22 protein-coding genes are annotated in these 23,071 nt (G+C 71.5%); 14 read left to right on the forward strand and 8 right to left on the reverse strand.

The window, feature by feature from the left end; genetic code table 11:
* Nucleotides 1-4: 4 nt before the first annotated feature.
* A complete protein-coding gene (locus tag AAEP80_RS04680) occupies nt 5-859 on the reverse strand; it encodes a helix-turn-helix transcriptional regulator (RefSeq protein ID WP_420366147.1) in 855 nt (284 codons plus the stop codon).
* Between the two features lie 87 nt (nt 860-946).
* On the opposite strand from AAEP80_RS04680, the gene AAEP80_RS04685 reads away from it, so the two are divergent.
* Nucleotides 947-1,729 (forward strand): SDR family NAD(P)-dependent oxidoreductase, encoded by a 783-nt coding sequence (locus AAEP80_RS04685; RefSeq protein WP_420366148.1) that lies wholly within the window; start codon nt 947-949, stop codon nt 1,727-1,729.
* A 24-nt stretch (nt 1,730-1,753) separates the two neighbouring features.
* Here the strand turns inward: AAEP80_RS04685 and AAEP80_RS04690 are convergent, their stop codons facing one another.
* Nucleotides 1,754-2,596, reverse strand: a complete 843-nt coding sequence (locus AAEP80_RS04690) for a helix-turn-helix transcriptional regulator (RefSeq protein WP_420366149.1) — start codon at nt 2,594-2,596, stop codon at nt 1,754-1,756.
* Nucleotides 2,597-2,697: 101 nt separating this feature from the next.
* On the opposite strand from AAEP80_RS04690, the gene AAEP80_RS04695 reads away from it, so the two are divergent.
* Nucleotides 2,698-3,381 (forward strand): SDR family NAD(P)-dependent oxidoreductase, encoded by a 684-nt coding sequence (locus AAEP80_RS04695; RefSeq protein WP_281266549.1) that lies wholly within the window; start codon nt 2,698-2,700, stop codon nt 3,379-3,381.
* 66 nt (nt 3,382-3,447) lie between these two features.
* On the opposite strand, the gene poxB is transcribed toward AAEP80_RS04695, so the two are convergent.
* Complete coding sequence (poxB, locus tag AAEP80_RS04700; RefSeq protein WP_402727786.1) at nt 3,448-5,172, reverse strand: ubiquinone-dependent pyruvate dehydrogenase; 1,725 nt, start codon at nt 5,170-5,172, stop codon at nt 3,448-3,450.
* A 100-nt stretch (nt 5,173-5,272) separates the two neighbouring features.
* Here poxB and AAEP80_RS04705 point away from each other — a divergent pair, with 100 nt between their 5' ends.
* Nucleotides 5,273-6,025 carry a phosphatase PAP2 family protein gene (locus AAEP80_RS04705; protein ID WP_420366150.1) on the forward strand — a complete coding sequence of 251 codons (753 nt, stop codon included), beginning with the start codon at nt 5,273-5,275 and terminating at the stop codon, nt 6,023-6,025.
* Nucleotides 6,026-6,086: 61 nt separating this feature from the next.
* On the opposite strand, the gene AAEP80_RS04710 is transcribed toward AAEP80_RS04705, so the two are convergent.
* Nucleotides 6,087-7,340: a multidrug effflux MFS transporter gene (locus AAEP80_RS04710; RefSeq protein ID WP_420366151.1), complete on the reverse strand. Its 1,254-nt coding sequence runs from the start codon at nt 7,338-7,340 to the stop codon at nt 6,087-6,089.
* Nucleotides 7,341-7,408: 68 nt separating this feature from the next.
* On the opposite strand from AAEP80_RS04710, the gene AAEP80_RS04715 reads away from it, so the two are divergent.
* Nucleotides 7,409-7,846 (forward strand): MarR family winged helix-turn-helix transcriptional regulator, encoded by a 438-nt coding sequence (locus AAEP80_RS04715; RefSeq protein ID WP_420366152.1) that lies wholly within the window; start codon nt 7,409-7,411, stop codon nt 7,844-7,846.
* Here AAEP80_RS04715 and soxR read toward each other — a convergent pair.
* Nucleotides 7,835-8,320: a redox-sensitive transcriptional activator SoxR gene (gene soxR / locus AAEP80_RS04720; RefSeq protein ID WP_420366153.1), complete on the reverse strand. Its 486-nt coding sequence runs from the start codon at nt 8,318-8,320 to the stop codon at nt 7,835-7,837. The genes AAEP80_RS04715 and soxR overlap by 12 nt on opposite strands.
* Nucleotides 8,321-8,342: 22 nt before the next feature.
* Nucleotides 8,343-9,389, reverse strand: a complete 1,047-nt coding sequence (locus AAEP80_RS04725; protein ID WP_420366154.1) for a YdcF family protein — start codon at nt 9,387-9,389, stop codon at nt 8,343-8,345.
* A gap of 172 nt (nt 9,390-9,561) precedes the next feature.
* Between AAEP80_RS04725 and AAEP80_RS04730 the strand changes: the two genes are divergently transcribed.
* Complete coding sequence (locus tag AAEP80_RS04730; protein WP_420366155.1) at nt 9,562-9,729, forward strand: hypothetical protein; 168 nt, start codon at nt 9,562-9,564, stop codon at nt 9,727-9,729.
* 94 nt (nt 9,730-9,823) lie between these two features.
* Here AAEP80_RS04730 and AAEP80_RS04735 read toward each other — a convergent pair whose 3' ends face one another.
* Nucleotides 9,824-10,864 carry an aldo/keto reductase gene (locus AAEP80_RS04735; RefSeq protein ID WP_420366156.1) on the reverse strand — a complete coding sequence of 347 codons (1,041 nt, stop codon included), beginning with the start codon at nt 10,862-10,864 and terminating at the stop codon, nt 9,824-9,826.
* Nucleotides 10,865-11,057: 193 nt separating this feature from the next.
* Between AAEP80_RS04735 and AAEP80_RS04740 the strand changes: the two genes are divergently transcribed.
* The 6 genes from AAEP80_RS04740 (at nt 11,058) to AAEP80_RS04765 (ending at nt 18,768) form a co-directional block, all read left to right on the forward strand.
* Entirely contained in the window at nt 11,058-12,740 is a 1,683-nt protein-coding gene (locus AAEP80_RS04740) for an ABC transporter substrate-binding protein (RefSeq protein ID WP_420366157.1), read from the forward strand.
* Nucleotides 12,740-13,678: an ABC transporter permease gene (locus tag AAEP80_RS04745; RefSeq protein WP_281266559.1), complete on the forward strand. Its 939-nt coding sequence runs from the start codon at nt 12,740-12,742 to the stop codon at nt 13,676-13,678. Before AAEP80_RS04740 ends, AAEP80_RS04745 begins: the two co-directional genes overlap by 1 nt.
* Nucleotides 13,675-14,583: an ABC transporter permease gene (locus tag AAEP80_RS04750; RefSeq protein ID WP_420366158.1), complete on the forward strand. Its 909-nt coding sequence runs from the start codon at nt 13,675-13,677 to the stop codon at nt 14,581-14,583. Before AAEP80_RS04745 ends, AAEP80_RS04750 begins: the two co-directional genes overlap by 4 nt.
* Nucleotides 14,580-16,289, forward strand: coding sequence for a dipeptide ABC transporter ATP-binding protein (locus AAEP80_RS04755; protein ID WP_420366159.1), 1,710 nt, complete (start codon nt 14,580-14,582; stop codon nt 16,287-16,289). The genes AAEP80_RS04750 and AAEP80_RS04755 overlap by 4 nt, the downstream gene beginning before the upstream one ends.
* Nucleotides 16,286-17,497 (forward strand): acyl-CoA dehydrogenase family protein, encoded by a 1,212-nt coding sequence (locus AAEP80_RS04760; protein WP_420366160.1) that lies wholly within the window; start codon nt 16,286-16,288, stop codon nt 17,495-17,497. Before AAEP80_RS04755 ends, AAEP80_RS04760 begins: the two co-directional genes overlap by 4 nt.
* A gap of 92 nt (nt 17,498-17,589) precedes the next feature.
* A complete protein-coding gene (locus AAEP80_RS04765; RefSeq protein WP_420366161.1) occupies nt 17,590-18,768 on the forward strand; it encodes a Fic family protein in 1,179 nt (392 codons plus the stop codon).
* Between the two features lie 13 nt (nt 18,769-18,781).
* Here AAEP80_RS04765 and AAEP80_RS04770 read toward each other — a convergent pair whose 3' ends face one another.
* Nucleotides 18,782-19,597: a hydrolase gene (locus AAEP80_RS04770; RefSeq protein WP_420366162.1), complete on the reverse strand. Its 816-nt coding sequence runs from the start codon at nt 19,595-19,597 to the stop codon at nt 18,782-18,784.
* 156 nt (nt 19,598-19,753) lie between these two features.
* Between AAEP80_RS04770 and AAEP80_RS04775 the strand changes: the two genes are divergently transcribed.
* The 3 genes from AAEP80_RS04775 to AAEP80_RS04785 all read left to right on the forward strand — a co-directional run bounded on the left by AAEP80_RS04775 (nt 19,754) and on the right by AAEP80_RS04785 (nt 23,070).
* Nucleotides 19,754-20,977: an MFS transporter gene (locus AAEP80_RS04775; RefSeq protein ID WP_420366163.1), complete on the forward strand. Its 1,224-nt coding sequence runs from the start codon at nt 19,754-19,756 to the stop codon at nt 20,975-20,977.
* A 75-nt stretch (nt 20,978-21,052) separates the two neighbouring features.
* On the forward strand, nt 21,053-21,736 hold the full coding sequence (locus AAEP80_RS04780; RefSeq protein WP_420366164.1) for a response regulator transcription factor: 684 nt from the start codon (nt 21,053-21,055) through the stop codon (nt 21,734-21,736).
* A complete protein-coding gene (locus AAEP80_RS04785; protein WP_420366165.1) occupies nt 21,733-23,070 on the forward strand; it encodes a HAMP domain-containing sensor histidine kinase in 1,338 nt (445 codons plus the stop codon). Before AAEP80_RS04780 ends, AAEP80_RS04785 begins: the two co-directional genes overlap by 4 nt.
* The last annotated feature ends 1 nt before the right edge of the window (nt 23,071 follow it).

Here is a 23,071-nt window from a genome sequence, read left to right on the forward strand (position 1 = left end):
TCCGTCAGTCCGAGCGGACGCCCTCGTAGTCGCGCGCGCCGACCACGCCGAGGAGCGCGAGGGCGTCCGCGTCCGGTGACCCGGGCGGCGCGGTGTAGAGCACCAGGAACTGGTCGTGGTCGGTGAGCGCGAGACTGTCGCAGTCGACCGTCACCGATCCGACCATCGGGTGGTGGAACGTCTTCGTGAGCATCGGAGCCGGTGCGACGTCCTGCTGCTCCCAGAGCCTGACGAACTCCTCGTTGCCGCTGAGTTCGTCGATGAGGTCCGTCACCGATGCGTCCGCCGGGTAGTGGGCGCGGGTCGTCCGGAGCTGCATCACGACGTGCCGCTGGAACTCCGTGCCGTCGGAGATCCCGTACGGCGTCCGTTCCGTGGCCCCACCGATCGGGAAGGCCTTGCGCGCCAGGTTGCGCTCAGCAGGCGTGCGTTCGGCGAAGTCCTCCATGAGCGCGGCGGCGAGCGGGTTCCACGCCAGCACCTCGAAGGTCGCGGAGATGACGATCGCGGCGGTCTGCGGGAGCCGGTCGATCACCGCGAGGATGCTCGGTCGGACATCACGCCGAACGGTCCCGCCGTGCAGCGGAGCGGTTCCCGCGAGCAGGTGGAGGTGCTCGGACTCGGCGGGCGTCAGGCGGAGTGACCCGGCAATGCCCGCGAGCACCTCGGCCGACGGTCGTGGCGCACGCCCCTGCTCCAGCCGGACGTAGTACTCCGTGGAGATGTGGGCGAGGACCGCCACCTCCTCGCGCCGGAGCCCCGGCGTCCGGCGTCGCGATCCGGACGGCAGCCCGACGTCCTCCGGCCGCAGCCGCTCGCGTCGTGAGCGGAGGAACGCGGCGAGTGCCTGCTTGTCCATGCCCCAGAGTCTGCTCCCGACGGGCCACGGGATCCTGGTACCGGATGTACCTGGCTCCGCCGCGCGGAGCGGAGGGACGCTGTCGGCATGACCAACGACACCACGTCCACTCCCATCGGCCTGCTCACGGGCAAGGTCCTGCTCATCACCGGCGCGAGCCGCGGGATCGGGGCCGCCGCCGCCCGGCTCTTCGCTCGCGAAGGCGCCGCCGTCGTGCTCGCGGCACGCAGCACGGATGCGCTCGACGCCGTCGTCACCGACGTCCGGTCGGCGGGAGGGACCGCCGACGCCGTCGCACTCGACCTCGCGGACGCCGACAGCATCCGCGCAGCGGTGACCAGGGTCGACGAGCTGCACGGGCGGCTCGACGGCGCGTTCAACAACGGCGCGGCTATCCAGCAGCCCGGTCCCCTCGACACCACGACGGACGAGGACATCGACACCCAGTTCGCGGTGAACTTCCGGGGGCACTGGGTCGCGATGACCGCAGAGGCAGCGCTCATGCGGCGGTCGGGCGGCGGCGCGATCGTGAACACGTCGAGCATCGGCAGCCGTCGGGCGAACCCGGCGCTGCCCGCGTACGGCGCGATGAAGCGGGCGCTCAACAGCATCACCGAGACCGCTGCCGTGACCTGGGCGCCCGAGCACATCCGCGTCAACGGCATCACGCCAGGAGGCACGGCGACGGAGATGATCGACGCCTGGGAGGCGGCGACCCCCGGCATCACCGAACAGATCAACGCGTCCGTGCCGCTCGGACGCATGGCCGAGCCGGAGGAGGTCGCCGAGGTCGCCGCGTGGCTCCTCAGCGATCGCTCGGCGATGGTCACGGGCGCGATCGTCCCCGTCGACGGCGGTGCGGGCGCCTGACGCCCGGACCGAGACGCGACTGCGTCACTCGACGAGCGACTGCGTCCCGAGCACGACGGCCAGCGCGAGCCGTTCGGCGTCGACCGTCCCCGGCTCGGCCGTGTACGCCAGGATGCAGAGGTCCTCCGGGGCGACGACGAGCGCATCGCAGTCGAGCGTGATCCGGCCGACGAGCGGGTGCTCGATCACCTTCCGCCGCCCTTGCGCGGCCGGTGTCCCCGACACGGACGCCCACAGCTCCACGAACCGCGGGCTCGCCGCGCGGAGGTCGCGCACGAGCTGCTGCAGCTGGCGGTCGAGCGGGTAGCGCGCCACGGTCATCCGGAGCCCGGCCACGAGGGACTCCTCGAACGCAGCCTGTTCGGCGTCGGTGTGCACCGCGCGGCTACCAGGTCCGACGAGGTGCCGCCACGTGGTGTTCCGCTCGTGCCCGGTGTACGCCGAGATCGACCCCATCAACGCATCGTGCGGGGCGTTCGCGACGAGCAGGTTGCCCGCGGCGTCGAGGACCGCGACCGGGGTGTCGGCGAGCCGGTCGAGCAGTCGCTGCACACTCGGCGGGATCCGGGTCGGGACGACGTCCGCTCCGGGCGTTGCGTGCCCGGCAAGGCGGTAGAGCAGCTCCCGGTCGGCGTCGGCCACCCGCAGCGCGCGGACCAGCGCCTCGACGACCTGCGCGGACGGGGAGGTCGCACGCCCCTGCTCGAGTCGGGTCAGGTAGTCGGCGGAGATCCCGGCGAGGCCGGCGAGCTCCTCGCGCCGGAGCCCCACCGCACGACGCCGCGGTCCCACGGTCACGCCGACCGCATCGGGCGCGACGTGGTCCCGCAGCCGTCGGAGCGTGCTCCCGAAGTCGGTCTCGTCCACGCCACCAGTCTGCGCGTGACGCGCCCGCGAGTCCTGGTCCTGGCAGTCCTACGACAACCGGACGACTCCCTCGGACGCGCGCGCCGACCGACGCTGGGGACATGACAACGACACTCGTGACCGGAGCCACCCGTGGCCTCGGCAAGGAAACCGCCCGCCAGCTCGTCGAAGCCGGACACACCGTCTGGATCGGCGCCAGGAACGCCGAGCAGGGGGAGGCCGTCGCCGCCGAGATCGGCGCCCGGTCCGTCCAGCTCGACGTGACCGACGACGCCTCGGTCGCCGCGGCGTTCGCGCAGGTCGACGCCGACGGAGGGCTCGACGTGCTGGTGAACAACGCCGGCATCGCGATGTGGGGGCTGAACGGCCCCGACGCACTCCGGGTGTTCGACACGAACGCCGTCGGCATCGTCCGCACCACCGAGGCAGCGCTCCCGATCCTCCGCCGCTCGGCCAACCCGCTCGTGGTGAACATCTCGAGCGCCCTCGGCTCGTTCACCGCGGTGCACGACCCCGAGAGCGCCGCGTCGACCGTGCAGGCAGCGGTCTACGGCGCGAGCAAGTCCGCCGTGACGATGCTCACCGTCCAGTACGCGCGGATGGCACCGGAGGTGCACTTCGTCGCGCTCGAGCCCGGCTACACCGCGACGGAGCTCGGCGGGATGCCGAACCCGCACGGTCGACCCGTCGAGGTCAGCGCCGCCACGGTGGTGGCAGCCGCCAGCGCGGGCCCGGAGGGCCCGACCGGCGTCCTGCTGGAGGACGGCCACCCGCTCGGTTGGTGACCCGATGGCGGACGGGAGGCTCGGTGCCAGCTGGCACCGAGCCTCCCGTCCGCCTCGTGGTGACGACTAGAGCAGCTGTCGGAAGTTCGTGGAGGCCAGGTCCAGCAACTCGTCTCCGCGACCCGACATGACGGTCCGGATCGCGTAGAGCGTGAAGCCCTTCGCCTGCTCCATCGTCACCGCCGGCGGCATCGACAGCTCCTGCCGGTCCACCTTCACGCTGACCAGCGCCGGACCGTCGTGGGCGAGTGCTGCTGCCATCGCGTCCTCGAACTCGTCGGACGTGTCGACGCGGAAGCCCTTGATGCCGACCGCTTCTGCGACGGCCGCGAAGTCCGGGTTCTGCAGCTCGGTGCCGTACGTGACGAACCCGGCGGCCTTCATCTCGAGCTCGACGAAGTTCAGCGACGAATTGTCGAACACGACGACCTTCACCGGCAGCTTGTTCTGCACGATCGTGATGAGCTCGCCGAGGAGCATCGCCAGGCCGCCGTCGCCCGCGAGCGCGATCACCTGCCGGTCGGGGAACGCCGCCTGCGCGCCGATCGCCTGCGGGACGGCGTTCGCCATCGTGCCGTGCACGAACGAGCCGATCAGCCGGCGACCGCCGTTCATCGTGAGGTAGCGCGACGCCCACACGACGGGGGACCCGACGTCGGGGATGAACACGGCGTCGTCGGCCGCGAGCTGGTCGAGCACCCTCGCGACGTACTGCGGGTGCAGGGGCTTGTTCTTGCCGGCCGGGACCGCGAGGTCGTCGAGTCGCTCGCGGGTCTTGCGGTAGTGCTTCAGCGCGTCCTGCAGGTGCTTCGTCGGCTTCGAGCCGTCGAGCATCGGGATGAGTGCGAGCGCCGTGTCCTTGACCGTCCCCACGAGCCCGATGTCGACGGGGTGCCGGCGGCCGAGCTGCGATCCGCGGACGTCGACCTGCACGTGCTTCGCCTTGGCGGGGAAGAACTGCTGGTACGGGAAGTCGGTGCCGAGCATCAGCACGACGTCGGCGTCCTCCATCGCGCGGTACCCGGACGCGAAGCCGAGCAGTCCGGTCATCCCGACGTCGTAGGGGTTGTCGTACTCGATGTGCTCCTTGCCGCGGAGCGCGTGCACGATCGGTGCCTGCAGGCGCTCGGCGAGGGCGACGACCTCGTCGTGGGCACCGGCGACGCCCGCGCCGGCCAGGATCGTGACCTTGTCGGCGCCGTTGAGGAGCTCGGCGGTGCGCTGGAGCTCCGCCTCGCTCGGGATGATCCGCGGCGTGGTGGCCTCGATGCGGGTCTCGCGCGTGCCGACCGCCTCGGCGAGGAGCACGTCGCCCGGGATGACGAGGACGGCGACGCCGCGCTTCTCGATCGCCTCACGCATCGCGATCTCGAGCAGACGGGGCATCTGCGTCGGGTCGGCGACGTACTCGACGTAGACGGAGCACTCGCGGAAGAGTTCCTGCGGGTGCGTCTCCTGGAAGTAGCCGGAGCCGATCTCGGCGGTCGGGATGTGTGCGGCGATCGCGAGGACGGGCACGCGGGACCGGTTCGCGTCGTAGAGGCCGTTGACGAGGTGCAGGTTGCCGGGGCCGCAGCTGCCGGCACACACGGCGATGTTCCCCGTGAGTGCGGCTTCGGCGCTCGCGGCGAACGCGGCCGCCTCTTCGTGCCGGACGTGCTCCCACCGGATGGAGCCGTCCTTGCGGAGCGCGTCGGTGAACCCGTTGAGGGAGTCGCCGGGGAGGCCGTAGACCCGCTCGACGTCGTTCTTGCGGAGGGTGGCGACGATGTTCTCGGCAACGGTTGGCATGTCTCCTGTGTAGTCCTCCGGGCCTGCGCCTTTCCGTGCGCTGAACGCTTTCTGATGGTGTTGGCGGCTGCTCGGCAACGAGGGATGTCACGATGGACGGATGATCGACGATGCGCCGCCGCTCCGCCCACGACGCCGGGAGCCCGACGCGAACGGCATCCTCGTGCGGTCGCCGTACCCGCTGACGACCCTCGCGATCGCCATCGGCGCCGTGGTCGTCATCACGGTCATCGGGTTCTTCCTCGGCACCGTCGACATCGGGATCGCCCGCGCGCTCAACTCGTTGCACGTCGGGTTCCTCGGCGCGATCACGGACGGGGTCTACCACGCGATCAGCCCCGGCCCCGCGATCGTCGTGACCGCGATCGTCACCGGGCTGATCTGGGCGCTCCAGCGGAACATCCGGCCGGCGGCGGCGTTCGCGGGGGTCGTCGCGATCACCTGGATCCCGTCGGACCTGGCGAAGGAGATCGTGCACCGCGCGCGGCCGTCGGTCGACGTGCTCCCGCACCCGTTCCCCGTGCAGCCGGACCCCGGGTACCCGAGCGGGCACACGGTGTTCATGGTGGCGTTCACGATCGCGCTGTGCTGGGTGCTGCGGGACACCAGGTGGCACCGGCTCGCGGTGGTGCTCGGGACGATCGCGGTCGTCGTCGTGTGGTTCTCGGTGACGATCGACGCCGTGCACTACCCGACGGACGCGCTGGCCTCGGTCGCGTGGGCGCTCGCCGTGGCGCCGGCGGCACGCCTGGTGTGGGTGGACTGGCTGATGCCGCGCATCCCGTACCTGCGCCCCGCGTACCCTGCTGTCGGCGGCGCGACGGGCGCGGCAGGAGGCCGAGTCTCGCGCTGAGCGACGCCTCTCGCGCCCGGGAGCGCGAGCACTGTCGCTCAGGCCGAGTCTCGGCCCAGCGTCAGGCCGCGTGCGGCCCGCGCGCGACGAGCAGCGCGAGCACCGCGACGACCGCGGCGGCGAGCATCACGATCGCGAGGGGTACCGCGGTGGTCGAGCCGCCGACGCTCACGAGCGGGGACACCAGCGCGGCCAGCCCGAACTGCAGCGCGCCGAGCACCGCGGACGCACTCCCGGCCGCTGACGGGACCGCACCGAGCGCCAGGGCCGTCGCGTTCCCGAGCACGAGCCCGAGGCTGCCGACCGCGGTGAAGAGCGGCACGGCGAGGAAGACCACCGGCGCGGACGTGACGACCAGCACCGCGAACGCCACCGTCGAGGCGAGCACCAGCACGATGCCGAGCGACAGCACGCCGCCGACCGAACGCGTCTCGGTGAGCTTGGCGGACAGGATGCTGACGCCCATCAGTGCGAACGCGTTGATGCCGAACGCGATGCCGTAGCCGACCGTGCCGAAGCCGATCATGTCCTGGTACAGGAACGGTGACGCCGAGATGTACGCCATCATCACCGCGAACGCGAAGCCGAACACCGCGGTGTAGCCGAGGAACGTCCGCGAGCGCACTGCCCGGACAGGCGAACCAGACGACGTCCGTGCCGCACGCAGCGCAGCACGGTGCGAGCGGAGGTGGGTCTCGCGGATCACGACGAGCACCGCCACGAGCATGACGACCGACAGGCCGAGCACGACGGTGAGCAGCCCGCGCCATCCGATCGGCCCGGTGAGCAGCCCACCGAGCAGGGGCGCGACGACCGGGGCGACGCCGCCGACGATCATCATGAGCGAGAACGCCTTCGCCGCGGGCTTGCCGGTGGCCAGGTCGGAGATGACCGCACGGCCGATCACCATGCCGGCCGCACCGCCGAGGCCCTGCAGGAGTCGGGCGACGATGAGCACGCCGACGTTCGGCGCGAGCACGGCTGCCGCACTGGCGAGCACGCAGAGCACCGCCCCGGCGATCAGCGGCGGCACCCGGCCGAACCGGTCGGAGAGCGGCCCGAAGACGAGCTGGCCCGCGGTGACCCCGACCAGGAAGGCCGTGAGGGTGAGCTGGACGGTCGTGGCGGAGGTCTGCAGCTCGACCGTCATCTCGGGGAAGGCCGGCAGGTACAGGTCGGTGGCGAACGGGGCCACCGCGCTGAGCAGTCCGAGCACGAGCAGCAGCGCCGTGGTGATGCCCTGCTGTCGGGGCGCGGCCGCTGCCGTCGTGGGTGTCGCGTCGTGCGCGCGGATGGATCCGGTGTCCGTCGTCATGATTATGAAATCATAACCCAATGGTTGTGAATGTATAACCCTGGGCGGTCGGCGCTACAGTGCTCCCCATGGGACGACCGGTGACCGACGACGTGCTCGCGGAGCTTGCCGAGGCTGTGCTCCGGATCTCCCGCGAGATCGACCCGCACGGCACGCCGGCGCTCGACATCGTGCCGCTCACCGGGACCGAGGCGCTCGTGATGCGCTGGGTCGACATGCACCCGGGTACCTCACCGAGCGCGACCGCCGAGGCGACCGCACTCCACCGGAGCAACCTCAGCGCGGCCCTGCGATCCCTCGTCGCGAAGGGCATGGTCGATCGTCGCGCTGACCCGGCCGACGCGCGTCTGGTCCAGCTGTTCCCGACCGAGCGGGCGGCGGCGAACATCGCGATCCTGCGCGGCCACTGGGCTGCCAAGCTGCGGAACGCACTCGATGGCGACGACGAGGGCGTGCGGGATGCCCTCACCCTGCTCACCCGGCTCGATGGCGGGCTACGGGGCTGACGGCTCCTCGTCCTCGATCGGCAGGAGCCGACGGGCGCCGTGTCCCTCGGCTGCGAGCGCGTCGCCCGGGTTCATCACCAGACAGGCGTTCAGCGAGACGCAGCCGCACCCGATGCACTGCGTCATCTCCTGCTGCAGGCGTTCGAGCTCCAGCTGGCGGGCCCGGAGTCGCGCACGCCACCGTTCGTTCAGCCGGTTCCAGTCCCGGAGCGACGGCATCCGGTCCTCCGGCAGGGTCGCGAACTGCTCGGCGACCTCGCGCAGCGGGATGCCGAGCCGTTTCGCCACCTGGATGATCGCGATCCGTCGTTCCACGTGTCGCGGGTACAGCCGGGTCCCGCCGTCGGTCCGCTCCGGGTGGATCAGGCCCTTGCGTTCGTAGAAGTGCAGCGCGGACGCCGCGACCCCGGTGCGCGCGACCACTTCGCCGATCGTCAGCAGGTCGGTGGGCCTGGGACGCGGGATCTCGACCATGGTCGAGATCCTACGGGTGCGGTCAGCGCTGTTGGAACGACTCCCAGAGCAGGAAGGCGGTGAAGAGGACGAACGGTGCGCAGGCGATGAGGTTCAACCACCGGTGCTCGACGATGACGGCGACGAACTCCCTGAGGAAAGCGCTCGGAACGTAGTAGGTGGCGGTCGGAGACCCCACCACCTGTGCGGGGAGGTCGAGCTGCCGCGCGAGCACCGCGGCGCGGAGGACGTGGTAGTTGTTCGTCACGATGACGATCGGTCCGTCGCGGCCAGCTCCGGTCTGCACGTCCCGAGAGAACCGCAGGTTCTCGAGGGTGCTCCGCGAATCGGTCTCGGGTAGGACGTCAGCGGGATCGGCTCCGTTCGCGACCAGGTACTCTGCCATCGCCGTCCCTTCCGGACGCGGTTCGTCCGCTCCCTGCCCGCCGGATGGGATCAGCGCCGGGCGCCTCCCCGCTGCTCGTTCCGCGCGGTACAGGGCAAGGCTCCGGTCGAGACGGCTGCGGAGGAGTGGAGGGACCTCGCCCCGGATGAGCCCCGACCCGAGCACGACGACGGCGGCCGGTTCCATCCGATGACGTATCCGTCCGTACACGATCGAGTAGACCGCGAACGCGACGAAGGCCACCGCGAAGTAGCCGCAGACGAAGACCATGAGGACGGCGGCCGCCACGCCGACGACGTTCCACGACGTCGTCCGGGGTCCGGTCGACAGCGCGAACAGTGTGATCGCGACCGCAGGGAGCACGAAGACCAGCACGCCGGCGATGAGCGAGAGCAGGTTGCCGAGGCTGTGCCCCTCGGCGCGCAGCATCTGCACGCCGTTCGCGATCAGTGCGATGCCCAGCGCCACCACCGCCACCGGGATCAACAGCAGTGCCAGGCCCACGGCCACGCCGAACCCCGGGACGACCGCGCTCAGCACGGACACCACCGTGACCAGCGCGAAGAACGCCGCTCCGGTCAGGAACACGCCGTTCCGGAGCATCCGCGGGTCGTGTCGTCGGCAGATGACGTACAGGAAGAGAAACAGCGCGGCGAAGACCGGAGCGGCTCCGATGGTCAGCACGCTGCGGCCGAGCAGGGCGACGAGGTCATGCGGTCGAGGTTACCGACGCTCGTGACCGAGGTCCTCCTCGTTGCTCGGACCCATTTCGCATAACACTTGACCGGCTATGCAGTATCCAATATGTTGTGTGTATTCGGGCTCGCCAGAGAGCCCGCACCACGAGGAGACCCCAATGTCCGCAGTCACCGCGACCACCCGACCCGCCGCCGCCACCGCTGCAGGGATGCCGCTCGACGCGCTCCTCGGCGGACTCGAGCGTGCCGTAGCGCGTCTGCCGCACGCAGTGGCACTGCCGGTCATGGTGGCGCATGCCGCACTGTCGACCGTCGCCTACCGCTGACCCGGCGGGCGTTCCTGCCCACAAAGCCTAGATGGGAAGTCGAATCGCGCGTAGGAGGTCCGAAAAAGTGGCCCCCTACGCGCGGATCGACCCCCTACGCGCGGATCGACCGCGAGACCACGCGGCCGCGGAGCCGCTCGCGCGTGAGCGCCGGCAGCGGGAACCCCGTGTCCCGCTCGAGCACGTGCGTCCCCGGCGGCACGATGGCGTCCACCGCGTCGAGCAGGTCGTCATCGAGCACGACCTCGGCCGCCTGCGCGTAGGCGTCCACGTGCGACACGGTCCGCGGCCCGACCACCACCGAGGCCACGTCCGGATGCGTCAGTGCGAACCCGATCGACAGCTCGAGGAGCGTCAACCCGGCCTCGTCCGCCAGGGTCCCGAGTCGATCGGCGACCGCGAGCTTCCGCCGGTTCTGCGGCGACCCGATGTCGTACACGTCGGGCTGCTCGACGGCGTGCGGCGACCGGGGTTGCACGGTGCCGTCCCGGTAGGCGCCGGCGAGCCACCCGCCGGTGAGCGGTGCCCCCGCGAGCACCCCGAGCCCGAAGCGCCTGGCGACGGGGAACACGGTGCGCTCCGCCGTCCTGGTCAGGATCGAGTAGGGCACGTGCGTCGCGGTGGCACTCTTCGCGCCGGAGCGGAGCCACTGCGCCTCGACGAGTTCCTCTGCGGGGAACCCGGGGATGCCGAAGCTGCGGATCTTGCCCTGCGTGACGAGGTCGGCGAGCGCGTCGAGGGTCTCGTCGAGGGACGTCGTGGGGTCGGGCCGCGCGGGCTGGTACAGGTCGATGACGTCGGTGCCGAGCCGTTCGAGGCTCCGCTCGACCGCGCGGAACATCCACCGGCGCCCGGATCCCCGGTGCGCGGAGTCGTCGTCGACGGGGTCGCCGAACCGCACCGACACGAAGACGTCGTCGCGGCGTCCGGCGAGCGCGGCACCGACGACGGACTCCGCGAGCCCCGATCCGTGTGCGTCCGACACGTCGATCGCGGTGACGCCACGGCCGAGGGACTCGACCACCAGGTCCACCGCGTCGTCCACGTCGCGCTCCGCGACGCCCGCGATTGCCCGCGTGCCGAGCGTCAGCGCGCTGACGGGCGCACCCGTCCGCCCCATGGTCCGCTGCTCCATGGCCGACACGATATGGGTGACCACGTCCCGACGTGACGCGGGTGACGAACCGTGACGAGCCTCCCCTCCGGGTCCCGTGCACGTGACGTTCCGTGACACGCGCTCCCGCGGTCCGCGACGCCGTGTGACGGTCCGTTGCGACGGAAGACGGGAGGCTCGACCCGACCCCGCCCGGCTGCCTACGGTCCTCGACATGACCCGATCCGACACTGCACGGCGCGTGTTCCACCGCCGCGTGACCGCGGCGCTCGCCGCTGCAGCCGCGACCGTGGTGCTCCTCGCCGGCTGCTCCGCCGGCGCTGCCTCGGCGACCCGCGACACCGGGCCGGTGCGCGGCGGGAACCTCGTCTACGCGACGGACCGTGAGCCGACGTGCCTCGATCCGCACAACTCCGGGGACATGCCGCAGACGTACATCGCCCGGCAGTACCTGGACTCGCTCGTGTCGCTGCAGAAGGACGGCTCGGTCAAGCCGTGGCTCGCGTCGAGCTGGACGATCTCGGACGACGGCACGCAGTACGACTTCACGCTCAAGCAGGGCGTGGAGTTCACCGACGGCACCCCGTTCGACGCCCAGGCCGTCGTGGACAACTTCACGCAGATCCTCGACCCGGCGACGCAGTCCTCGACCGACCTGCTCTACCTGACCGGGTACTTCGACAAGGCCACCGCCGTCAGCGACCACGTCGTGCGGATCACCCTGAAGCGGCCGTACTCGCCGCTCCTCGCCGCACTGTCGCAGGCGTTCTTCGGCATGGAGTCGCCGAAGGCCATGGCGCGGGGGCTCGCCGCGAACTGCGAGTCGCCGGTCGGGACAGGGCCGTTCAAGGTCGCGGCGTGGAACCACGAGCGGGACGTCGAGCTCGTCCGGAACGATGCGTACAACAGCGCCCCGGCTGATGCGAAGCACCAGGGCCCCGCCTACCTCGACGGCATCACGTGGAAGTTCCTCAAGGACAACACCACACGGTACGGCGCGCTCAGCTCGGGCGAAGCGGACGTCATCTTCAACGTCCCGCCGGAGAGCGAGGGCCTGGCGAAGTCGGACCCCTCGATCGAGCTGCAGTCGTTCGTGCACTCGGGAGCGCCGTTCAGCCTCGACATCAACACGAAGAGCACGGTCTTCAGCGACATCCGGGTGCGGAAGGCGTTCGTGCACGCCTCGGACGCGAAGGAAGCGGTGGAGAGCGCCTACAACGGGGTGTTCCCGTACGAGGGCAACAACGTCTCCTCGGGGACGCCGCACTACGACGCGGCGTACCACGAGCCCTTCCCGTACGACCCGGCCGAGGCGAAGCGGCTCCTCGACGAGGCCGGCTGGACCGGACGCGACGAGGACGGCTACCGGACCAAGGACGGCGAGACGCTGACCGTGGAACTGCCGTACAACGCCGACTCCGCGGAGACCCCGCCGGCCGACGTCACGATCCTGCAAGACATCCAGGCGATGGAGAAGCGCGTCGGGATCAAGGTCGTGCTGCAGGCGCTCGACTCGTCCTCGATGAACGCGGTGTGGGGCAACCCGAAGGCCTACGACCTGCTCGGGAACTACTGGAACAGCCCGACCCCGCACGTGATGTACATCAAGTACTCGAAGGCGACCTACGACGTCGACAACGGCCAGAACTCGGCGTTCGCGTACGACGACGAGCTCGACCGCCTGCTCATCGCGGGCACGGCGACCACCGATCCGGCGCAGCAGGAGGTCTTCTACGACAAGGCCCAGGAGCTGCTGTCGTCGCAGGCCTGGACGCTGCCGCTCTACCCGATCCAGACCCGTCTCGGCATCTCCGACCGCGTCGGCGGCGTGTGGATCGAACCCAGCGAGGGCGAACCCGTCCTCTCCGACGCCTACCTGATCGACGGAGGCAAGTGATGGTCATCCGAGTCACACGACGCATCGTCGAGGCGGTGGTCCTGCTCCTCGCCGTCGGCACGATCGTGTTCTTCCTCGAGCACGCCGTGCCTGGCGACCCCGCCGTCGCGATCCTCGGCGGCGCTGCTGCACACCCCACGAAGGAAGCGGTCGCCGCGGTCACCGAGCAGTACGGCTTCGACCGACCCCTCATCGCGCAGTACGGCGACTTCCTCGGCGGGCTGTTCCGGCTCGATTTCGGGGAGTCCTACACGCTGAAGCAGTCCGTCACGAGCGTCATCGCGGGGCAGATCGGCCCGACCCTGGCGCTGACGGTGTCCGCGCTCGTCATCGCGTGGCTGCTCTCGATCGCGTCGACCCTCCTCACCGCCGGTCGCCCGGGCATCGTCGGACGCCTCGGCTCCGTCGTCGAGACCGTCGCCGCCGGGCTCCCGCAGTTCTGGCTCGGCCTCGTGCTGCTCCTGGTCTTCGCCGTGCAGCTGCACTGGTTCCCGGTCATCGGCTCCGGTCCGCTCGGCATCGTCCTGCCCGCCCTGACGCTGGCGATCCCGCTCGCCGGGTTCCTCGGGCAGGTCACCCGCGACGAGTTCGAGGACAAGCAGCAGCAGCCGTTCGTCCTCTCCGCCCGCAGTCGGGGCCTCTCCGAACGCGCCATCCGCGGGAAGTACGTGCTCCGGCACGCGGCGCTCCCCGGCGTCACGCTGTCCGGCTGGGGCCTCGGCTCGCTCGTCTCCGGCGCCGTCATCGCCGAGGTCGTCTTCGCCCGCCAGGGCATCGGGCAGGTCCTGGTCACGGCCGTGAGCGCGCAGGACCTGCCGCTCGTGATCGGCATCACCTTCGTCGTGGCGCTCGTCTACGTCGTGGCGAACATCCTCACCGACATCGCGTACGTCGTCATCGACCCACGACTGCGCCGCACGACGGGAGCCGCAGCATGACCACCGCAACGATCGCACCCGGCGGACCCGACGTCCTGGACCCGGCCCCGGCACCCGCCGCGGCCGGCGTCCGGAAGGTGCGCCCGGCCTCCCACCCGTTGCGCCGCGTCTCCTTCTGGGTGGCCGCAGCGTTCATCGCGCTCGTCGCGGTGGCGGCCCTCTGGCCGTCACTGCTCGCGCCGCAGGACCCGCTCGCCATCGACCTCGGCAAGAGCTTCGACGCACCCAGTGCGCAGCACGTGTTCGGGACCGACCAGTCCGGGCGCGACGTCTACTCGCGCGTCGTGCACGGAGCCGGCCAGTCGGTCCTGATCGGGGTCGGCGCGACCGCGCTCGGGCTCGCGGGGGCCGTGCTGCTCGGGGTCCTCGGCGGGCTCGGCGGCCGTGCCGTCGACGCCGTCGTGACCCGCGTGATCGAGGTGCTCTACGCGTTCCCGGGCATCCTGCTCGCGCTCATCCTGATCGCCGTGTTCGGGTCGAGTGCTGGGACGCAGATCCTCGCCGTCGGCATCGCGACCATCCCCGGGTACGCACGGATGGTCCGTGGACAGGTGCTCGCCGTCCGTGGTGCGCCGTACGTGCAGGCGGAGCGGGCACTCGGGCACTCCTCAGCGCACGTGCTGTTCCGCACGCTGCTCCCGAACGCGTTCCGGCCGCTCACCGTCCTGGTCACGCTCGGCATCGGGCAGGCGATCGTCTGGGCGTCGGCGCTCGGGTTCCTCGGCATGGGCGTGCAACCGCCGGCACCGGAGTGGGGCGCGATGCTCAACGCCGGCCGCAACTACCTGCAGCAGGCGTGGTGGCTCGACTTCTGGCCCGGTGTCGTGATCGTGCTGCTCGCCCTGTCGCTGACCGCCGTCGGTCGCGCCGTGCAGACCCTGACCCAGCCTGGAGGCCCCCGGTGACCACCGCAGACTCGCTCACGTCCGCCGCGTCAGTCGTCCAGGGCCCAGCCCCGGTCGTCGACGTCCGGAACCTGTCCGTCGCCTTCGGTGACCGCACCGTCGTGCAGGACGTCTCCTTCACGCTCGACGCCGGTCGCTGCGTGGCGATCGTCGGCGAGTCCGGCTCCGGCAAGAGCGTCACCGCCCGGTCGTTGCTCGGGCTGAACGGGGCCACGGCGACGACCACGGCCTCGGCCCTGTCGCTCGGCGGCCAGGACCTCCGCGACCTGTCCGACGGCGCATGGCGGAAGGTCCGCGGCAAGCAGGTCGGCTACGTGCTGCAGGACGCACTGGTCTCGCTCGACCCGCTCCGGAAGGTCGGGGCGTCCGTCGCCGATGCCCTGCGTGAGCACGGCGTCGGGCCCCGCTCCGTCCGGGAGCAGCAGGTGCTCTCGCTGCTCTCGCGCGTCGGTGTGCCGTCACCTGCGCTCCGTGCTCGTCAGCTGCCGTCGGAGCTGTCCGGCGGGCTCCGGCAGCGTGCGCTCATCGCCGCCGCGATCGCCCTCGACCCGGCCGTGCTCATCGCCGACGAGCCGACGACCGCGCTCGACACCACCGTGCAGGCGCAGATCCTGGCGCTCCTCGACGAGCTCCGTGCGGGCGGGACCGGGCTCGTCCTCATCAGTCACGACCTCGGCGTCGTCGAGCAGCTCGCGGACGACGTCGTCGTGATGCAGCACGGGGTCGTCGTCGAGCAGGGGCCCGTCGGCGCCGTGCTCGGCGACCCGCAGCACCCGTACACGAAGCGTCTGCTCGCGGCGATCCCGTCCGCACACGCACCGGGAGCCCGGCTGTCGGACGCTCCCCGTGCGACCCTCGCCCCGCGGCCGGCATCACGTCCGGTGCCCGTCGCCGGCTCCGTCGTACTGTCGGTGTCGCACGTGACCAAGCGGTACCGGGGGCCCGACCGGGTCACGCGGACCGTGGTCGACGACGTGTCGTTCGAGCTCCGCGCGGGCGAGACGCTCGGCATCGTGGGAGAGTCCGGCTCCGGGAAGTCCACGACCGCGGCGATCGCCCTCGCATTGACCCCGCCCTCGTCGGGGACGGTCACGTTCGAGGGCCGCCCGTGGTCGGCGCTGTCCGAACGTGCTCGTCGCGCTGATCGGCCGCGCATCGCCACGGTGTCGCAGGACCCGCTGTCCTCGTTCGACCCCCGCCGCACGGTCGGCGAGCTCATCCGCTCCGCGCTGACGGGTGCGCGCGCCGCCCGAAGGTCATCCGACGACGGTCGTTCCGACTCCGCTCGCGTGGAGGAACTCCTCACGGGCGTCGGGCTCGACGTCGGGATCGCCCGCCGGCACCCCTCGACGCTGTCCGGCGGGCAGCGCCAGCGCGTGGCCATCGCCCGGGCGCTCGCCACCGACCCCGACGTGCTCGTCCTCGACGAGGCCGTCAGTGCACTCGACGTCTCCGTGCAGGCGCAGGTGCTCGACCTCCTCGCGGACATCCGCCAGGAGTACGGCACCGCCGCGCTCTTCATCTCGCACGACCTCGGGGTGATCCACCACGTCAGCGACCGCGTGCTCGTGCTGCGCGACGGCCGCGTGGTCGAGGAGGGGCCCGCCGACCAGGTGTTCCGCTCCCCGGCCGACCCGTACACGCAGGGCTTGCTCGACGCCGTCCCCGGTGTCAGCGTCCACCGGAACCACCAGGAGGAACGATGACCGTCACGACCCAGCCCACCCGTACCTCGCTGCTCGATCGCTTCGCCCCGGTGTTCGAGCGGATCGCGGACGGCGCCGTGGACCGCGAGCAGCACCGGACGCTGCCGCACGAGCAGGTCAGGTGGCTCGCGGACGCTGGGTTCACGGCGGTCACCGTCCCGGTCGCCGCGGGCGGTTCCGGCGCTTCGGCATCGGACCTGTTCACCCTGCTCATCCGGCTCGCCGAGGCCGACTCGAACATCCCGCAACTGCTCCGCGCGCACTTCGCCTTCGTCGAGGAGCTGCTGCTCGATCCCGACGTCGTCCGCCGCGACGAGTGGTTCACGCGGATCGCCGCGGGCGAGGTGTTCGGGAACGCCAGTCACGAGCGCTCCACCGCGGCCGTCGGCTCCCTGTCGACGCACATCGTCCCGGACGGCGACGGTTGGCGTCTGCACGGCCAGAAGCACTACAGCACCGGCACGATCTTCGCGGACTGGACCACCGTCACCGCGCAGACGCCGGACGGCCACACCGTCGGGGTCACCGTGCGGGTGGACGACCCGGACGTCGAGGTCCACGACGACTGGAACGGCTTCGGGCAGCGCCTGACCGGCAGCGGCACCACGACGTTCGACGGGGTCCGCGTCGAGCTCTGGCAGCTCCGACCCGAGCGTGCCGAGCGACGCACGGTGCTGCCGGCGTTCCTGCAGACCGTGCTGCTCGCCTCGCTCGCGGGGGTCGGCGCGGCCGCAGCCCGCGACGCTGCTGCGTTCGTGCGCTCCCGGACCCGGCACTACCAGCACGGGGTCGGCCGGACCGCGGCGTCCGACCCGCTCGTGCAGTCCGTCGTCGGACGGATCGCATCGGACGCCGTCGCCGCTGAGGCCCTCGTGCTGAACGCCGCCGACGCCATCGACACCGCACACGACGCGATCGTGGACGGCGAAGACGGCCCCGAGCTCGACGCGGTCATCGACGCCGCCGAGCTCCGGACGATCGCCGTGCAGGGGACGGTCGTCGAGGTCGTCCTGCGTGCGACGACGACCCTGTTCGAGGTCGGCGGTGCGAGCGCGACCGACCGCGACCGTGCGCTCGACCGGCACTGGCGGAACGCCCGGACCCTGTCGTCGCACAACCCCGTCGTCTTCCAGCAGCGGGTGATCGGCGACCACCTGGTGAACGGGGCGCCCTTGACGTACTTCTGGGCCACGGGCGAGGCCCGCTGACCGACGACGATCTGTCACTCGCCGCACCGACGAGTTGCACTTAGCGCGATAAGTGTCAAAACCTTCGCGTCGTGGTGACAGATCGGAGCGTCATGAACTGGCCATCGATCGATTCTGAGGAACTCTGGTTCGAATCGAAGTACGCCGGGTTCGGTGTCGCCGCCAGTCGGCGGAGCACCCTCGGGCACGCGGACCGCGCTGCCGTTCCGCCGCTCATCGCGGGTCTCGACCCCGTGGTGTCGTCGTCGACTGCCGCGCTCGTCGACGACGCGGTCGAGGCCCTCGTGCGGTTCGATGCGCAGTTCGGTGGGGAGATCGCGCCGTTCGCCTCGTTGCTCTTGCGGTCCGAAGCGGCGGCGTCGTCGCAGATCGAGAACCTCACTGCGAGCGCTCGGGCCATCTTCACGGCCGAGCTCGGCGACGACTCACGGCAGAACGCCGCGCAGATCGTCGCGAACACCCGCGCGATGCAGAGCGCGCTCGACCTCGCTGACGAGCTCACGCCCGAATCCGTGCTCGCCATGCACGGCGTCCTGCTCGACGGTGATCCGCATCACGACGCCGGGTCTTGGCGTGAGGAACCGGTCTGGATCGGCCGGAGTGCAGACAGCCCTGCCGGTGCGGACTTCGTTGCCCCCGCGTTCGAGCGGGTTCCCGTCCTCGTCGACGACGTCATGGCGTTCGCTCGCCGCACCGACCTGCCGCGGCTCGTGCAGATCGCCGTCGCGCACGCCCAGTTCGAGACCATCCACCCGTTCACGGACGGCAGCGGTCGAACGGGGCGCGCTCTGATGCAGGCGATGTTCCGCGGAACGGGGCTCACTCGGAACGTGACGATCCCGGTGTCTGCGGGGCTTCTGACCGACACCGTCGGCTACCACGCGGCTCTCGACGCCTATCGATCCGGCGACATCGAGCCGATCGTCGTCGCTGCGGCGGAGGCGTCGTTCCGAGCCGTCAACAACGCGCGTGAGCTCGTCGACGACGTCCACGCCGCCCAGGCTCGGTGGCGGGAGGGCGTGACGGCGCGCGCAGACTCGGCGGTGTGGCGGGTCCTCGAGGTCGTGGCACGCCAGCCCGTCCTCACAGCAGCATCGCTCTCGGCGCAGCTCGGCGGATCGGTCAACGTCTACCGGCTGCTCGACACGCTCGTCGCCGCGGGAGTGCTCGTGTCGAAGTCCGAGTACAAGCTCAGGACGACCGTGTGGCGAAACGACGACGTTCTGCGCGCGCTCGATGCCTTCGCCCGGCGCTCGCGTCGTCGCGGCTGAACCGACTCGGGCGTCACTCGGGGAAGTCGCCCCGGAGCCAGCCGACGTACCGCTCGAGCGACGACTCGACGATCCCCGATGCGTCGGCGGGGAGCTCGCCGAAGGCGCTGTAGAGCCGATCGAACGCGAACCCCCGCGCCACGTCCTGCACCCGGCGCACCGCGCGCTCGGGCAGCGGGATGTTGTTCACGAAGCTCCGCATCACGTTCGCCGACCGCCGGTCGCCGCCGACCGCGATCGTGTCGCCCGTGAGCAGCACGCCGCGTCCGTCGGAACCGGCCGCCCAGTGCACGACGCTGCTCCCCGCGAAGTGCCCGCCGGCCTCGACCATGACGAGCCCCGGCAGCAGCTCGACCCGGTCCCGCCACAGCGAGATCACCGGGTCCGGTCGGCGGATCCAGTGCCCGTCCTTCTCGTTGACCAGGACGGGGACCCGGTCGAAGGCGTGGCTCCACTGGATCGACGACCCGGTCAGGTGCGGGTGACTCGAGGCGATCACCGCGACGCCGCCGAGGGCACGCACGGCTGTAACGCCGGCCGCGTCGATGAACCCCGGCGGCTCGAACAGCAGGTTCCCGCCCTCGGTCTGCACGAGGAGTCCACGCTGGTTGATGCCGAGCGCGGGCTCGGTCGTGATCGCGTGCAGGCCCGGTTCGATCTCGGTGACGACGATCCGGAGGCCCTCGTCGGCGAGGGCGTCCCGGGTCGTCCACCGCTGTCCGCCCGCCGGGACGAACTGCCGTTCGTCCGAGCAGATCTCGCAGCGGACGGGTGGTTGGTCGGTGTCGGCGTGCTCGATGGCGCACGTGGCGCAGGTCCAGACGGTCATGGCATCCAGTGAACGACCTCAACCAAAGTGGAGATCAAGCCCTTTGGTACCATCACGGAACGCAGTGTGTATCTACCGGCCGTCGCACCTCGACGGACAACGGCGGCACCCGATGGGTCCGCCGGACAGACGCGGGCCGAGAAGGCACACCTCGACATGCTCCAACCGCGTTCTTCCGACGCATCGCTGATCGCCCACGCCGGCCGGTCCTACTTCCCGATCGCGTTCATCGCCCGGCTCCCCTTCGCGATGATGGTCGTCGGCGTCCTGACCCTCGTCGTCGCATCCCGTGACTCCGTCGCCCTCGGTGGCATCAACTCCGCCTTCGTCGGCATCGGCTCGGCGGTCTTCGGCCCGCTGGTGGGCGCAGCGGCCGACCGGCTCGGCCAGCGGAAGGTGCTGGTCCCCGTCGGCCTGGCGAACGGCGTGCTGCTCGGCGTCCTGCCGTTCGTCGTGCAGAGCGCCGCTCCCGACCTCGCCGTGCTGGCGATGTCGTTCCTGATCGGCGCGACGGCACCCCAGGTCGCGCCGATGTCCCGCACGCGGCTCGTCGCGATCATCCGGCAGCGCATGTCGGGGGGCCGTCGCGAGCGGGTGCTCAGCGGCACGATGGCGTACGAGTCCGCCGCCGACGAGACGGTGTTCATCATCGGCCCGTTCCTGGTCGGGCTGCTCGCGAGCGCGATCGCCCCGTGGGTGGCAGTCGCGGGCGCGTCCGTATTGACGTTCGTGTTCGTGACGGCGTTCGCGCTGCACCCGACCGGCAAGCTCGCCACCGGACAGCACGCCGTGGCCGCCCAGGCGCCGGCTCGGGAGCTCCTGCGCCCGCGGCTCGTCGTCGTGGTCGCCGGGATCCTCGGCATCGGCTTCTTCTTCGGCTCGACCCTGACCTCGCTGACCGCGTTCATGGAGGTCCACGGCGAGTCCTCGGAGGCGGGGCTCCTCTACGGCCTGATGGGGATCGGCTCCGCGGGACTCGCGCTCGGTTCGGCGGCGTTCCCGAAGGCGTTCGGCATCGGCTGGCGGTGGCTCGTCTTCGGTCTCGTGCTCCTCGGCGGGGCCGTCGCGTTCGCCTCCGCGGACTCGGTGCTCGCGGTCGGGATCGTCCTCGCGATCATGGGTGTCGGCATCGGCCCGACGCTGGTCGCGCAGTACAGCCTCGGCTCGGACCGGTCGCCTGTCGGGCGCTCGGCGACCACGATGACCATCCTCGGCTCCGCCGTGATCGTCGGCCAGTCGCTCACCTCGGCGGTCGTCGGCGAGGTCGCGGAACGATCCGGCACCGAGACCGCGATGCTCTTCCCGGCGCTGTCCGCCGCCCTCGTGGTGCTCGCGGCCGTCGTCAACCTGGTCCTGTCGCGTCGCGACCAGCGGGGCTGACGCGACCCCGAGACGGACGGGAGGCTCGGTGCCGCATGAGGCGAAGGTGAAGCGGTCCGTGCCAGCATGACGGGCATGGCACGGCAGACGACGGTCCTCGTGGTGGACGACGACCCGAACGTGCTGCTCGGCATCCGTGTCGCCCTCGAGACCGACGGCCACACGGTCGTCACCGCTCCCGACGGTCGGCAGGCGCTCGCCGCGGTCGTGTCGGACGAGCCCGACGCCGTCGTGCTCGACCTGGCGATGCCCTTCCTCGACGGCCTCGGCGTGTGCCGGGCCCTGCGTGCCGCCGGCGACGCCGTCCCGGTGATGATGCTCACCGCGCACGACCGACCCCGCGAGCGCGTGGACGGACTCGACGCCGGTGCGGACGACTACCTCGGCAAGCCGTTCGACGTCGACGAGCTCCGGGCGCGGGTGCGTGCGCTCGTCCGACGGGGTGGCCAGAGCACGGGGACGGACCAGCCCACCTGGCGCGGGAACGGTCTCGACGCCGAGCAGCAGCGACTCTTGACGGCAGCCGGCCCCGTCGACCTCACGCGCACCGAGACCGTCGTCGCCGAGCTGCTCTTCCGGGATCCCGCCCGCGTGCGCACCCGCGACGAGCTCGGCGCGGCGGTGTGGCCCGACGGATCGGTGCCCACGTCGAACGCCCTCGACGTCGCGGTGAGCTCCCTGCGACGGAAGCTCGTCGCCGCGACCGACGGCCCCGCGATCACGGCCGTCCGCGGTCTCGGCTACCGGCTCGAGCCGTGAGGACGCGGACCGGATCGCTCCGCCGTCGCCTGGCCGCCGTCGTGGCCGGAGCCGTCGCGGTCGCCGTCGTCCTGGTGGCCGTCCTGACGTGGTTCGTCGTCGCCTCGCAGCTGCACAGTGCGCTCGACACCGCGCTCGACCGCGAGGCAACCCGCGTCCAACGTCTGATCCAGGCGAACGCCGACTGGACCGGCGAGGGGAGTGGCGGGTGCGCGTACGCCGTGGAGCCCGCGTGCGTCCGGCGCATCGACACGAGCGAGCCGGTGGGGGCCGGGAGCGGGCCGCTCACCGTCACCGAGCAGGCGCACGCGGTCGCCACCCGGGAATCGGCACGCGCGCGGTACACGGCCGACGGGGTCCGGGTCGCCGTGGTCCCGACCCGTACGGGCGAGGCCGTGATGGTCGGCGTCCCCACCCGCCAGACCGAGACGGCGCTCACGCGCACGGCCATCGCGCTCGCCGTCGCCGGTGCGATCGGGATCGTGCTCGCCGCGGCCCTCGGGTACGTCGTCGCCACGGTGGGGCTCCGGCCCGTGCGCGCGCTCGACACCGCGGTGCGACGGGTCCGGGACACGGCCGATCCGCACGAGCGCGTCGACGTGCACCGCAACGACGAACTCGGGCGGCTCGCCGGCGCCTTCGACGAGATGCTCGCCGAGCTCGCGGCCGCCAGCGACGCGCAGCGGGACTTCGTCGCCGACGCGTCGCACGAACTCCGGACCCCGCTGACGACCCTGCGCACGAACCTCCAGCTCCTCGCCGACGACCGGCCGCTCGACGAGGCCACCCGCGCCGCCCTGCGCGCAGCGGTCACCGAGGAGATCACCGCGATGCAGGCGACGATCGACGACCTCGCAGAACTCGCGCGCGGGGACCGTCCCGGCGCCGACACCCTGACGACGGTGAACCTGGTCGGTGTCGTCCGGTCGTCGGCGGCCACGGCGGCCCGTCGTTGGGGCGTGTCGTTCCGGGTGCAGTTCCCGTCGTCGGACGTCCCGGTGCGCGTCGCCGAGGGACGGCTCCCGCGCCTGCTGGACGTCGTGCTGGACAACGCCGGCAAGTACGGCGCAGGCGAACCGGTCGACATCGAGATCCTCGACGGGCGGCCGGTCATCGTGTCGATCCGGGACCGAGGGATCGGCATCCCACCGGAGGACCGCGCACACGTCTTCGACCGCTTCCACCGGGCCGCGTCCGCGCGCGGGCTCCCGGGGTCCGGGCTCGGGCTGGCGATCGCGGCGCAGATCGTCGCCGCGTCCGGCGGGACGATCACGGCTGCCGCTCGCGGCGACGGCCCCGGCACCGAGATCGTCATCACCCTGCCTGCTGGCTGAC

This window comes from Curtobacterium sp. L3-7, from assembly GCF_048756585.1.
Taxonomy (GTDB): domain Bacteria; phylum Actinomycetota; class Actinomycetes; order Actinomycetales; family Microbacteriaceae; genus Curtobacterium.